Origin of the sequence: Shewanella sp. 5S214 (assembly GCF_041439795.1) — a bacterium.
Lineage (GTDB): Bacteria > Pseudomonadota > Gammaproteobacteria > Enterobacterales > Shewanellaceae > Shewanella > Shewanella vesiculosa.
In genome coordinates this window covers 96,069-109,872 of the sequence record NZ_JBGOOV010000002.1, presented here as the reverse complement: position 1 = coordinate 109,872, position 13,804 = coordinate 96,069, and the positions used below count along the sequence as shown (strand labels likewise).

General features: G+C 43.4%; 9 protein-coding genes. 5 read left to right on the top strand and 4 right to left on the bottom strand.

Annotated elements, in window-relative coordinates:
• Positions 1–91: 91 nt before the first annotated feature.
• Positions 92–601 carry an SCP2 domain-containing protein gene (locus ACED29_RS01785; RefSeq protein ID WP_371696846.1) on the top strand — a complete coding sequence of 170 codons (510 nt, stop codon included), beginning with the start codon at positions 92–94 and terminating at the stop codon, positions 599–601.
• 467 nt (positions 602–1,068) lie between these two features.
• Here ACED29_RS01785 and ACED29_RS01780 read toward each other — a convergent pair whose 3' ends face one another.
• The gene (locus tag ACED29_RS01780) at positions 1,069–2,517 is read right to left on the bottom strand and encodes an ice-binding family protein (RefSeq protein ID WP_182754883.1); all 1,449 of its coding nucleotides are present in this window, start codon (positions 2,515–2,517) and stop codon (positions 1,069–1,071) included.
• 297 nt (positions 2,518–2,814) lie between these two features.
• Complete coding sequence (locus tag ACED29_RS01775; protein ID WP_371696844.1) at positions 2,815–5,484, bottom strand: Ig-like domain-containing protein; 2,670 nt, start codon at positions 5,482–5,484, stop codon at positions 2,815–2,817.
• Between the two features lie 517 nt (positions 5,485–6,001).
• On the opposite strand from ACED29_RS01775, the gene ACED29_RS01770 reads away from it, so the two are divergent.
• The 4 genes from ACED29_RS01770 to ACED29_RS01755 all read left to right on the top strand — a co-directional run bounded on the left by ACED29_RS01770 (position 6,002) and on the right by ACED29_RS01755 (position 11,848).
• Positions 6,002–8,599: a PAS domain S-box protein gene (locus ACED29_RS01770; RefSeq protein ID WP_371696842.1), complete on the top strand. Its 2,598-nt coding sequence runs from the start codon at positions 6,002–6,004 to the stop codon at positions 8,597–8,599.
• Positions 8,599–10,155, top strand: coding sequence for a sigma-54-dependent transcriptional regulator (locus tag ACED29_RS01765; RefSeq protein ID WP_371696840.1), 1,557 nt, complete (start codon positions 8,599–8,601; stop codon positions 10,153–10,155). The genes ACED29_RS01770 and ACED29_RS01765 overlap by 1 nt, the downstream gene beginning before the upstream one ends.
• 316 nt (positions 10,156–10,471) lie before the next feature.
• Positions 10,472–10,852, top strand: coding sequence for a PA2779 family protein (locus ACED29_RS01760; RefSeq protein WP_124017611.1), 381 nt, complete (start codon positions 10,472–10,474; stop codon positions 10,850–10,852).
• Between the two features lie 15 nt (positions 10,853–10,867).
• Entirely contained in the window at positions 10,868–11,848 is a 981-nt protein-coding gene (locus tag ACED29_RS01755) for a PA2778 family cysteine peptidase (protein WP_371696838.1), read from the top strand.
• 248 nt (positions 11,849–12,096) lie between these two features.
• Here the strand turns inward: ACED29_RS01755 and ACED29_RS01750 are convergent, their stop codons facing one another.
• Together ACED29_RS01750 and yegQ are read right to left on the bottom strand one after the other, a co-directional pair.
• Positions 12,097–12,354: a YfhL family 4Fe-4S dicluster ferredoxin gene (locus ACED29_RS01750; protein WP_124017609.1), complete on the bottom strand. Its 258-nt coding sequence runs from the start codon at positions 12,352–12,354 to the stop codon at positions 12,097–12,099.
• A gap of 11 nt (positions 12,355–12,365) precedes the next feature.
• Positions 12,366–13,730: a tRNA 5-hydroxyuridine modification protein YegQ gene (gene yegQ / locus ACED29_RS01745; protein WP_182722039.1), complete on the bottom strand. Its 1,365-nt coding sequence runs from the start codon at positions 13,728–13,730 to the stop codon at positions 12,366–12,368.
• Between the last annotated feature and the right edge of the window lie 74 nt (positions 13,731–13,804).

Genomic DNA, 13,804 nt, shown 5'->3' with positions numbered 1-13,804 from the left:
TTAACATGATTTGATTTAAAACAGGTTTCGTTAGATAAATTACCAGTAAACTCACTTGATTATTGGCTCTATTTGCAAGTAGGTACTCTCGATGACTCAGGCATTATCACAACAATTATCGCAACACTTAGCGCAAAAGGTATTGCATTTCGCACCTCAGGTTAGTCGCCGCTCGCTCAGTGTCATGCCAGAAACATTAAAAATAGCCGCGATCAATACACTGCTTAATCGAGTGTTAGCTGAACAATTGCAGTCAGATGAACTCGATTTTCTCAAACACAAGTGGGTGGGGATTTGTGTTGATGATATTGGTTTACGTTTTGAGGTGGGGATTGCTCAACAATTACAAGTACGATCGTTTACTCAGCCTGATGTGACTTTAAGTGCCAATGTGCCGGAATTGATATTAGTGGCCGCGGGGATAGAAGATCCTGATACCTTATTTTTTCAACGTAAATTACGTATAGAAGGGGATACTGAGTTAGGGTTACAAGTTAAAAATCTATTGTTATCTATTGAATTAGATAACTTACCCAAACCCGCTCAGATCGGCATCGAGCAACTGGCAAAAATGCTCCACATGTTAAGACCCAGTGAATAGTTTTGCTTGTTTGACCATGAAAAACGGCGTATTTTGCGCCGTTTTGCCGATGCTAGGAACATAAGATTAGATGCTCAATATTAGCGAATCAAGATGAGATACAAGCGCAAATCCTGACGTTATCATTTAACCGTGAGTAGAGTAGAGTACAGTAGATTCAATCAGTGATCGATCTTATCGCGCTATAGGCGTTAGTTTAAAGTAATGCGCTTAATGGCGCGAATTAACCTACAAGCTGGCGTGGATAAGTGCAGCATGCGTATAGTTCTCTATCGTGGTAGTCAGTGCTATAAACCGTTCCCGCTAGCTTGTATCCTATTAGTCTTGCGCACATCACCTATATGCTTTTTAGCTCTTTATGACATAAAAAATCCGCTAAACCAGGTTTAGCGGATTTTAATGTTATGACGCATGACGTCATGGATTGCGAGCGCTAGGCTATTGCTAGTGTTCGACTATTACGACAGTTATTCAGTAGGTTGAGTCACGATATTGTGGTCTAAAGTGACCGCTGTTTGTGACATTAATCTGCCGTTAATCGTTGCATCTGTGTTTATGCTGATGCCTTTTTCAGCTAAAATAACTCCTTCAAAATGCGCTGTGGTGTCAAGTGAGACTCCCGCACTTCCGCCAACCTGCCAGAAGATATTTTTTGCTTGAGCGCCACCTTGTAAATTAATACGACTGGCTGCTGCTTGAGTAAGGTCACCTGCTATTTGGAAAATCCACACGTCGTTGGCACTGCCAGAAACAGCAATGTCAGTCGAAATCAACACACCTGAACTCCACTTATATAAACCTGGCTCTAGTGTCATGCCACTGATATCACCAGCGCCTAGTTCGGTATAGTCAGGTAAGGTTCTGCCAGCTGCATCGTTATAGGCTGTGCCCATATCAAGTACTGCGTTGGCCACTAGGGTGTTATCTTCTGCTGCGCCAGCAAAACAAGTAATTGCACCGCTGCCCGTATAAGCAGCATCAGCACCATAAATAGTCCCGCTGATTTCATCACAAAACACGTTATCCATCGCTGCAGCTGTTATTGGGCTTGAACCTATATTGCCTGTAATAGCAGACGCTGGAATATTGGTGATTCCAGTCTTAGTCAGAATAGCAAAATCACCCGAAGTGTTTAACTTCACTGGTTCAGGCCCCATAGCGGCAACATCACTGGTGGTAAAGCTCCAGCTGAAATTAGCTGCCAATAAATTTGCCGGCATCGCTAAATCGCTAATAGCCGTGGTCAGAGTTGCGGTATAAAGTGTATTGGCCGCTAAATTATCGTCTGGATTAAACGTTGCGCTTGTGCCTTGAACACTAATAACACCAGCGACAAGATTTGTCCCGTCACTTAGGGTAAAGCTAGTACCGTTTAGCGTATTAGGAGCAAGTGCTTCACTAAACTCAGCAGTCACATTTCTATTTAAGGCAAAGCTCTGTGCGAGATCTGCTGGGGAGTTTGATACTACCTGTGGGGCAATAACATCGGGTAATGCAGAGGTCGTAAATGACCAACTAAAACCACTGGCAAGCGCTATGCCTGCCGTATTTGTGACTTCAGTGGTGATAGATGCTTGATACAGAGTGTTATGGGTAAAATCACTGTTTGGAGCAAATACGGCGGTATGACTTGTTTCATCATAAGAAACTGTGCCTAACACGGCGGCTTGATTCGGAGCCATTAAGGTAAAGCTGACATCGTTAATCGTCTGCTCGTTCATCGCTTCGCCGAAGGTTGCGGTGATTTGTTGATTGATCGCCACATCGATAGCAAGATCACTTGGGTTACTGGCATTAATAGTCGGCACAATGGCCGAGTCAGTATTATTGTCACTATTACAACCAGCGATTAAGGTAAGCAACAATATGCTGCCAGCCCATATTGGCGGGGTAAAATTATTTTTTCGTATATGCATTGTTATATCCTTGAAAAACTTAAGATCACATTACAAAGAATGTTGCGTCATATTGTCGGTTATTAAACCGATAAATGGATTTGTCTTTGCTGCTTGGAGGGGCTATGTTTGGCCCACACATTGATGGGCATTGTTAGCAAACATGTGAACGGTAAAATGGCTTATAAGCGAAAACCTTTCACTAATAAGTACCTAAAAAACACAATAGTGAGGTGTTTTTTAGGTCATAGGGAAACAAGCTGTCTGTCTCCCTCTTTTGGTCCTAAGTGTTAATGTGAATGTCAGTAGAGAGTGGCACTATGGTGCTTTGCTTATGGCATTTGCGTCTAGCGTTACCTGATCAGTGACCGCAAACAATCGACCTGTAACGCTTGCTCCAGTCAATACATTCACTTCTGACCAAGCGAAAACATTGCCAGAGAATTTGGTATTAGTGCCGATAACTGTCTTTCCAGCGGTTCTCCAATAGACGTTCTTTGCTTGTGCGCCATTAATAAGCACAATATCGCCACCTGGAGCACCAGAAGTTAGGTTTCCGCCTATGGTGAAGATGAACACAGAGTCAGGGTCTCCTTCGCCATCAAGAGTGAGAGTACCTGTTTGCAGGGTCACATCGGCTGCGGTTTTATACACACCACGAGTCAGAGTCAGATTGCCCAATTCAATAGGGCAAATCTGGGTTGCCGCATTTGGGTTTGGATCTGCCGCGAGGAAATTATAGGCAATACCAAGATCTGTTCTGGACTGGTTAATAAATGCAACCATAGAGGCATAAGGCACCGGTACAACATAAGGTGGTGTGCTATCGTCGCCAGCATAAGACAAGCCATTGGTTAATTCGTCAAATTCGCCAGCATTAACGCCTGCGGTAAATCCTGCGTAATAAGAACGTGCCTGGTCAAGAATACCTAAATCACCATCGACAATGGCAGAACCACTTGTCGTCGTAATAGCTTGTGAGGCAAGCATGACAAAACGTGCCACTTCACCCAATTCAGGTGCTAATGGGTTATTGGGCAGAGCTGCAGTAACATTAAGTGTTGTATCCGCAAAGACGCCAATTAGTGTTGCTTGAATCACTGATGAGCCTACTTCAATAGCTGTCGCACGCCCACTATTTAGCTGTTCATTGGGATTTAATGTAGCAACCTGTGTATCTGCTGAAGACCACATTACCGTCGATGTGATATCTGTTGTACTACCGTCTGAATAATGACCAATAGCAACAAAGTTTTGGCTTGAGTTCTTAACAATACTTGGATTAACAGGTGTTATATCAATTGAATTCAAGGTGGCATCGGTAACGGTTAAATTAGTACTGTCTGATTGTGCTCCTGAAGTTGCGGTAATAAGTGATGAGCCAGCCACCTTGCCATTGGCAAGACCATTGACATCAATTGTAGCAACCAAGGTATCTGTAGATGACCAAGTAACCGAGGTAGAAATATCTGCTACAGATCCATCAGAATAAGTTCCAGTTGCCGCAAACTGCTTGTTCATACCTTTAACAAGGCTTGGATTGGTTGGCGATACCACAATTGAACTTAATACGGCGCTAGTAATGGTCATGTTTGTACTACCGGAGATCCCTCCAGCGCTTGCGTTGATAAGTGATGAGCCAGTGCTAATTCCATTTGCAAGACCGGTATTATTTACTGTAGCCACTAAGGTATCTGCTGATGACCAAGTTACAGCGTTCGTAATATTTGCTAGCGACCCATCAGAATAAGTGCCGGTAGCGGTGAGCTGTTTATTCGAATCTTTAGCTATAGTGGGATTACCTGGTGTTACTGCAATTGACGTCAAACTTGTATCTGTGATTGTTACGTTAGTGGTGGCTGACAGCGCAGCCGATGTCGCGGTAATAATTGTAGGACCCGAAGCAATACCACTGACAATACCACCGGCATTCACAGTGGCAATTAGGGTGTCTGAAGATGACCAAATAGCTGAGCTGGTCATATCAACCGAGATACCATCTGAGTAAATACCAGTAGCAGTCAACTGCAGGGTATTACCTTTAGGTATATGTGGGTTGGCTGGTGTTAACATGATTGACGTTAAAGTGGCGTCGGTAACTGTCAGCAATGAGGTTGCTGATTGAGCTTGAAAATCTGCCGTAATAACAGATGAACCTATACTCACTCCTTTAGCAGCCCCACCGGTATTCATTGTGGCAACCAGTGTGTCCGCAGATGACCAGCTTGCTGAAGCACTTATATCCACTGATGTACCATCAGAATAAGTACCGATAGCAGTAAACTGTTGGGTCATGCCTTTGGCAATACTTGGTTCAACGGGCGTTAACGCTATTGAGCTCAAAATAGCATCTGTGATGTTGAGCTCAGTCGTTATTTCATCAGATCCTAAAGATGCGCTAATAACTGCAGAACCAATAGCAACGCCACTAGCAAGGCCACTAGCATTTATGGTAGCAACTAGCGTATTCGCCGAGGCCCACGTTACTGAAGTGGTCACATCTGGCGAAGTACCATCCGAATAAGTACCCGTAACAGCAAATTGTTTGCTCAACCCCTTAGCTACGCTGGGGTTAGTTGGTGTGATAGCCAAAGCCGTTAAGGTCGCATCCGTGATGGTTAGCGTGGCCGTTGCGGATTGCTCGTTTGATAATGAGTCGATAATGGATGCTGTGATAGTAGAGGAACCAGGGATAACTCCCATGGCTATACCACTGGTATTAATAGTGGCAACTGCTGAGTCATCAGATGACCACGTTACCGAGTTGGTGATATCAGACGACGTGCCATCTGAATAGGTGCCTATGGCTGTAAACTGTTGCTTCAAGCCCAATGGCATGCTTGAGTCTGCAGGGGTAACAGCAATGGCTGTAAGTAACACCCCATTATTGTTGTTATCGTTGCTGCTATCGCCATTACACCCAGCTAAAAGGATAAGTCCTAATAGCATGGTGAATACGAGATAAGTCTTTTTTAGGGAACTATTCATTCTCTTCTTCCTAATGATTTTATTAAATTGCGTTAATTTACCTTTTCTACATCAGCAAAAAACGGCTGCGATTCTTGTTAGCCATGAGTGCTGATAACTCAGTGAGATTTTCTTGTTATGCGATATCCACGAATTGAAAAATCTGAGTACTGGTCCGAGTAAGATTTCGAGAACACTAATAACCTAAATTGCAAATATCGTACCGAAAGTGTTTTTTTGTTAAAAAATTAATTTAGTATATTATTAACAATGAGTTAATTTTATTTTTTTTAATTATCAATATTGCTACGGCCTCAATATATGAAAGAAATGTAATATGTTGAGGGTATTTCTGTTATAGGCGGTATTATGGTGCGGTATATGTGGCGGTTGTAAGACAAGCGCTACCGATACTCAAGTAGGGCGGCAGCGATATTCCCGTCTTAAATACCAGATAACGATACCTACGCGGCAGATTTTGTCTCTGGGCCAACATGTCGACCCCGTCAAAACCATTGGATGGTTATAGAGGTTAGTAATGAAAGGTGATGATACAAAACGTGCCCAGGCTGACGAGATTACAAGCTTATCAAGCTTTATTAAAGGGGAGGGTATCAATCTGTTCGAAGCCGTGATTGAAGAGAGCAGCGAACGCAGACATGCTGAAGAGGCATTGCTAAATGCGGGTGCCTTGCAGCGAGCTATTTTTAATAGCGCTAACTTCTCTTGTATTGCTACTGATGCTAAAGGGGTTATCCAAATTTTTAATGTTGGCGCCGAGCGGATGCTAGGTTATTCAGCCATCGAAGTAGTGGACAACATTACCCCTGCCGAGATATCCGATCCCCAGGAAATCATCGCCCGCGCCAAGGCGCTTTCTATAGAACTCTGCACGCCAATAGAACCTGGTTTCGACGCGCTGGTGTTTAAGGCGTCACGCGGTATTGAAGACATTTACCAATTAACTTATATCCGTAAGGATGGTAGTCGCTTTCCAGCTGTTGTATCGGTTACAGCACTTCGCGACGACCAAGGTATCATCATAGGTTATCTTTTGATTGGCACAGATAACAGTGTTGGCAAGCAGGCAGAAGAAGCTTTGCTCAAAGCTGGTGCACTGCAGAAAGCCATTTTTAACAGTGCTAATTTTTCCAGTATTGCTACCGATGCTCATGGTGTTATTCAGATATTTAATGTGGGTGCCGAGCGAATGCTGGGTTATACCGCTGACGAGGTGATGAACAAGATCACCCCAGCAGATATTTCCGACCCCAAAGAAGTCATCGAGCGCGCGCAAGAGCTCAGTATTGAACTGGACACAGCAATTACACCTGGTTTCGATGCGCTAGTATTTAAGGCTCGGCGCGGTATTGAGGATATCTACGAGCTGACTTACATACGTAAAGATGGCAGCCGCTTCCCAGCAGTAGTGTCCGTCACGGCATTGCGTGATGAGCGCCAGGCTATCATAGGCTATTTGTTAATAGGAACCGATAATACCGCGCGTAAGCGTATCGAAGAAGAACAGAAAGAACTTAGTCGGCGCCTGCAAGATCAACATTTCTATACTCGTAACCTGATTGAATCCAACATTGATGCGCTGACGACCACTGATCCGTCCGGCATCATTACCGATGTCAATAAACAAATGGAAGAGCTTACAGGTAACCAGCGTGATTCCCTTATCGGCACCCCATTCAAAGATTACTTCACCGATCCTGAGTTTGCCGCGGCTGGTATAAAAAGGGTGTTGAGTGAAAAGATAATCTCAGATTATGAATTGACCGCCCGCAACAAGAGCGGCAAAGAAACCGTAGTGTCCATTAATGCGGCCACCTTTTATCACCGAGACAATAAATTACAGGGGATTTTTTATGGCGCCCGCGATGTCACTGAGCGTAATCGCCTAAATCAAAAACTGCTGGAAAAGAACATCGAACTGGAAAATGCTAAAGCTGTGGCTGAGAAAGCCAATCTTGCCAAATCGGATTTTCTTTCCAGTATGAGCCATGAACTTCGTACCCCACTGGGGGCTATTCTAGGTTTTGCACAGCTTATGGAATCAAGTACTCCCGCGCCACTGCCCGCTCAGAAACGCAGCATTACTCAGATCCTCAAAGCCGGATGGTATTTGTTGGAGCTTATCAATGAAATTCTGGATCTAGCGCTAATCGAATCAGGCAAGCTGCCTATGTCAGTGGAAGTGGTTTCGCTGTCCGAAGTCATGCAAGAGTGTGTGTTGATGAGTGAGCCACAAGCTAAAATTCATGACATCAACGTCATCTTTAACCGATCTACGACCAAAGATTTTCTTCACGTCGATAGGACCCGGCTAAAGCAGGTGATTATTAATCTGCTTTCCAATGCAATTAAATACAACCGAAAGGGTGGAAGCGTGATATTGGAGCACAGTCAAAGCAGCGATGATATGGTGCGGTTCAGTGTTCGAGATACAGGTGAAGGATTATCAGCTGAGCAACTCGGGCAACTTTTTCAACCTTTTAACCGCCTCGGTCAAGAAGCCAATAATCAACAAGGTACAGGAATAGGCCTGGTGGTGAGTAAGCGTCTGGTTGAATCGATGGGGGGGAGCATTGGCGTGCAAAGTACCGTTGGCGTTGGGAGTGTCTTCTGGTTTGAACTACAGCGAACCGACGAACCGGTATCTAAGCTTGCTGACAGCGCAATAATGGTCACCAAAGCGCTACAATATAAAGACCCTGAGCATTTGCAAACCTTACTGTATGTTGAAGATAATCCTGCTAATTTGATGCTTGTTGAGAACATTATTTCTCGTCGACCTAATCTGCGTTTTCTCAGTGCTGCCGATGCGATTCAAGGTATTGAAATGGCACATACCCATCAGCCGGATATTATTTTGATGGACATTAATCTACCGGGAATTAGCGGTTTAGTTGCATTGAAAATTCTCAGGGAAAGTCCGATAACAGCATCTATACCCGTGGTCGCTCTCAGTGCAAATGCTATTCCCCGAGACATTAAGAAAGGTCTGGATGCCGGCTTCTTTCATTATCTAACTAAACCACTGCGGATCAATGAATTTCTGAAGACTGTCGACATAGCGCTTGAGCATGCCAATAAGTCTGCTGTAATCGCTGATGATGAGGCAAAATAATGAAAATTACTGCAAGCGATATACTCAACGCTAAGATTTTGATTGTCGATGATCAAGAGCCTAATGTGCTTCTGTTGGAGCAATTATTACTTGATAGCGGTTATACCCAGGTAACGACAAGCATGGATCCTTTAGTTGTTTGCGACCTCAACCGGATTAATCGCTATGATGTGATTTTGCTTGATTTACAGATGCCAAAAATGGATGGATTCGAGGTTATGGCTGCGCTTAAGGCAGACCATAGCATGGATTATTTACCAGTGCTGGTGCTCACTGCCCAACCCAATCATAAACTGCAGGCATTACAAGCGGGGGCCAAGGATTTTATTAGCAAGCCCTTTGACTTGGTCGAGGTGAAAACCCGTATTCATAATATGTTGGAAGTGAGTTTACTGTATAAAAAATTGGCAAAAAATAACCTCTCTTTGGAAGACACTGTACAAAAGCGTACGCTAGAGTTGACCAAGACTAACTTGCTACTCGGGCAGGAAATTGATGAACGTAAAAAGGCTGAAGCGTCACTGAGAGAGACTTACATACAAATAAAGCAATTAAAGGACAAGCTTCAGGCCGAAAATATTTATCTTCAAAAGGAAGTTGCGCGGCAGTTTAATTTTGACGAAATAATCGGTAATAGCAAACTGCTGTCGCAGGTCTTTCAGAACGTTGAGCAAGTTGCTCCAATGGATGCCACAGTATTGCTGCTCGGTGAGACTGGCACTGGCAAAGGGGTTGTTGCCCGTGCTATCCATAGCCGCAGTTCGCGAAAAACGCGTCCGTTGATCACAGTAGACTGCACCACTTTACCTGCGAGTCTGATAGAGAGCGAATTGTTTGGCCGTGAGCGGGGAGCTTTCACCGGTTCAGACAGCAAACAGATAGGCCGTTTTGAGCTGGCTGATGGTGGCACCTTGTTCTTAGATGAAATTGGTGAAATGCCGCTAGAGATGCAAGCTAAACTACTGAGAATTATTCAAGATGGAGAATTTGAACGGCTAGGCAGTCCGCGTACTATAAAGGTGGATGTGAGAATTATTGCCGCGACTAATCGCAACTTGATTGAGGAAGTGCGTAATGGCAAATTTCGTGAAGATCTCTATTACCGCTTGAACGTATTCCCAATCACTTTGCCGCCTTTAAGACAACGTAAAGAAGATATCCCGCTGTTGGTTAATCATTTTGTGATTAAATTTAACAAAAAAATAGGTAAGTTGATTGACACTATCAGCCAAGAAGCTCATCAAGCCTTACTGCAACATCAATGGCCTGGCAATGTGCGAGAGTTGGAGAGTGCTATTGAACGAGCCGTTATCCTTAGCGAAGGAAATACACTGCAGATCTTAGGTCGCTTTGATAATTTTGAAAAACGAGTGCCCAGTGATGATGCTTCGATAAAGGGCTTGGTTGAGCTGGAATGTGAACATATCGCTAAAGTATTGCAGCAGACAGGTTGGCGAATTGAAGGCCATAAAGGCGCAGCACTACTTCTTGGACTTAACCCCAGCACCTTGCGCGCCAGAATGCGCAAATATGGCATCATACGCCAGTCAAATTAGCTGGCTGATAACATAAGTGAGCCATAAGCTGAACTATGGCGATGCCATTAATAAGCCAAAAAGAGACAGTGTTGGGGGTTGTTAACCGCAACAATATGACCTAATTAATCAGTAGCCGTGATAAAAAGCTGAGGATTACACCCCCCTCTCAATCGATAAAGAGTTGCGGCAGTTAGTGACAATTTTGCTAAAGCGGGTGCAGTGTGATTATTTAAGTGTCACCAAAGTAGGTATAATCTCGATATACCTTGTTATTACGCAGCATTAACTCTACTGTTAATAAGATATTTACATTCGCTCAATCAAAGGAAATCCAATGAAAAAAGTTCTTGCAGTCGCCACAGTAATGTTAGCTTATTTGACTTGTATTTCGACCACCTACGCTGGGGTTATTTCCTCAGAGCAGGTTATCGTTCAGCAGAAAAATATTTATAATAAACAACAAGTCATTGCAATGCTCAGTAACGTTGACGTTCAAAATAAACTGGTAGCACTTGGCGTTAGTATGGAGGATGCAGAAATGCGGATCGCCAGCATGACAGATCAGGAATTAAACCAATTAAACACCCAAATGAATGATATGCCTGCGGCTGCTGGTGGCGTAGTAGGAGTTGTGGTCACTGTATTAGTGGTGTTAGTGGTACTCGATTTGGTGGGCGTTACCGATGTGTTTTCCTTTATTAGGCCCATTAACTAGGTCGTATTTTCAAGTATGAGTCATATAAGCAGGTTTACAAAAGCCGTTGGTATTACTGGCTTTTGTTTATTTCTCAGTGGCTGTTTATCGGTTCCGCCCCAGACAGCCATGTTATTAGCTAATCCGCCCGATATTTCCCTTAAACATCAAATTACTGGGGTTCCTTTTTATCCTCAAGAGGATTACTTCTGTGGTCCTACAACACTCTCAGAAGTGTTCAATTTTTATGGGCTAACCAAAACACCTCAGCAAATAGCACCAGCACTGTTTATTCCTGATTTACATGGCAGCTTGCAAATTGAAATGGTGGCCGCAGCCCGTCAACAGGGGCTGCTTGCTTATGCTGAATCAGGCAACTTGACCCAACTACTGTCTTTGGTCAGTGAAAACATTCCGGTCATAGTGCTACAAAATTTATCAACCTCATGGTATCCCATGTGGCATTACGCAGTGGTAACAGGCTATGACCTTGATAATCAGCAGGTCGTGCTCCATTCTGGCAGCCATAAAAACCGTATCGCGGAACTTAAAGTATTTGAACGCACCTGGTTGCGAGGCCAATATTGGTTATTGGCTGTTGTGCCGCCGGATATCAAGAGTTCACATTTCGACCGGTTTATTTACGCCAGCGCCGCCCAAGATTTGCTCAGCGTTGGCGAAAGTACTGCCGGCATAAATGCGCTTGAAAATGCCACCAGACAATGGCCTGACTATTGGCTAAGCTATTTTTTGCTTGGAAATTATTATTTAGCAATAGATAACGCCAAGGCTACTTTTTGGTATCAACAGGGATTAAATTATAGCGCGCAACAGCCTGAGCAACAGGGCGCTTATTTAAATAATTACGCTTACAGTTTGTCTGTGTCTGGTTGTAAACAGAGGGCAATGGAGATGATCAAAAAAGCACTTCAATTACAACCCGAAGATAGCAACATACTCAACACACAAAATGACATAGAAAAAATGTCCGATAATGCAAGTTGTACCACAGATTAAGCTCGCTCAATTAGTCTGATACTATTTTAATGTAATGATTTTAGAACAGAGCAAATAAACACATAAATAAAGATAACAAAATGAAATTTATCATCTTTTTTAATTTACTCAGAAGGTGAGTCAGTCTTTATGATTGCAATGATTTTTGAGCATGACTTATGCCGCTAAATGACTCAAAGTGAATGAGCGCCAATCGGCGCTCATTCACTTTATGCTGACTACTGTATGACTAACATGCGTTGTCAGTGTTAATTGGGCGACTTACCCGTGAGCCTAGCATATTTGATCAGCAGCTCGTCTTGCGACTCTTTATGTTCTGGGTCGGGATCGATGCAATCAATCGGGCAAACTGACACACAGGTCGGTTTGTCGTAATGGCCCACACATTCAGTACACAATCCGGGATCAATTTCATATACCTCTTCACCCATAGTGATGGCCTCATTAGGGCATTCAGGTTCACACATATCACAATTGATACAGCTATCGTCAATGATTAATGCCATAAAACCTCAGGTTAAACAGATTGATGAGGGTTTCGAGTATCCATCCCCTCAGGTAAATTACGCATTAGCATGGCTTTGTCGATGTTAATATCTGCTGGCAGCGCGAGAAACACAAAATGTCCTGAGCCTAAAGCGGAATCGATAGATTCACCTTTGCGATTCAGTAATGCTTCAATAGTGATAACAAAATTACCTTCAGTTGTCATTATTTCAACGCTGTCGCCGACAGAGAATTTATTTTTGACGTCTATTTCAGCTAACCCTTGTGGATTTCGTTTGCCAGTAAATTCACCAGCAAATTGCTGACTATCACTTACAGAATGACCATATTGGTAATTTTGATATTCATCATGAACATGACGACGTAAAAAACCTTCGGTATAGCCGCGATGCGCTAAGCCTTCAAGGTTGTTCATTAAAGTGCGATCAAAGTCTTTACCCGCAGCAGCATCTTCAATGGCCTGACGATAAAGTTGGGCAGTGCGCGCAACATAATAAAAAGATTTGGTACGACCTTCAATTTTTAATGAATCAATGCCCATTCTGGTTAAACGATCCACATGTTGAATAGCGCGTAAATCTTTTGAGTTCATAATGTAAGTGCCATGTTCATCTTCAAACGCTGGCATATATTCGCCAGGGCGACCGGCTTCTTGTAATAAAACAATCTCACTACTGGGTTGACCCGAACCTAAGGTTGGGGTTTCAAACTGAACTGTGGGGGTCACAGGGATGATATCTCCGCTCTCAGTTTGTTGTGCTTGGTGAACATCATATTTCCAGCGACATGCATTAGTGCAGGTTCCCTGATTAGGATCGCGTTTATTCATATAACCAGACAATAAACAACGGCCTGAATATGCCATACACAATGCGCCATGAACAAACACTTCTAATTCTATATCTGGACACCGCTGACGAATTTCTTCAATTTCATCAAGTGACAATTCACGCGATAATATGACTCGCTTAATCCCTTGCTGTTGCCAGAATTTGACCGACGCCCAGTTAATGGCGTTTGCTTGAACTGATAAGTGAACTACTTGTTCAGGGAACGCTTCGCGTACCATCATAATAAGCCCCGGATCTGACATGATCACCGCATCGGGTTTCATTGCAATCACAGGTTCCATGTCTTTAATATAGGTTTTGAGTTTGGCATTGTGCGGCGCAATATTACTCACCACATACAATTTTTTCCCTAGGGCATGAGCTTCTTCAATACCTGAAGCAAGGTTCTCCATTTTGAAATCATTATTTCTGACTCGTAAACTGTAACGAGGTTGGCCTGCATAAACAGCATCGGCACCATAAGCAAAGGCGTAACGCATATTTTTAAGCGTACCAGCGGGAGATAATAATTCAGGTTTAAACATGGTTTTACTCGACCTAGTTAAATAGTGTATGACTCAAGGGCCGAAGCTTACTTAAGGATATTAGCGGGGACAAA

Coding starts and splice junctions, on each gene's coding strand:
- ACED29_RS01780 (WP_182754883.1), bottom strand. CDS start 2,517: ATGCATATACGAAAAAATAATTTTACCCCGCCAATATGGGCTGGCAGC.
- yegQ (WP_182722039.1), bottom strand. CDS start 13,730: ATGTTTAAACCTGAATTATTATCTCCCGCTGGTACGCTTAAAAATATG.
- ACED29_RS01760 (WP_124017611.1), top strand. CDS start 10,472: ATGAAAAAAGTTCTTGCAGTCGCCACAGTAATGTTAGCTTATTTGACT.
- ACED29_RS01755 (WP_371696838.1), top strand. CDS start 10,868: ATGAGTCATATAAGCAGGTTTACAAAAGCCGTTGGTATTACTGGCTTT.
- ACED29_RS01750 (WP_124017609.1), bottom strand. CDS start 12,354: ATGGCATTAATCATTGACGATAGCTGTATCAATTGTGATATGTGTGAA.
- ACED29_RS01765 (WP_371696840.1), top strand. CDS start 8,599: ATGAAAATTACTGCAAGCGATATACTCAACGCTAAGATTTTGATTGTC.
- ACED29_RS01770 (WP_371696842.1), top strand. CDS start 6,002: ATGAAAGGTGATGATACAAAACGTGCCCAGGCTGACGAGATTACAAGC.
- ACED29_RS01775 (WP_371696844.1), bottom strand. CDS start 5,484: ATGAATAGTTCCCTAAAAAAGACTTATCTCGTATTCACCATGCTATTA.
- ACED29_RS01785 (WP_371696846.1), top strand. CDS start 92: ATGACTCAGGCATTATCACAACAATTATCGCAACACTTAGCGCAAAAG.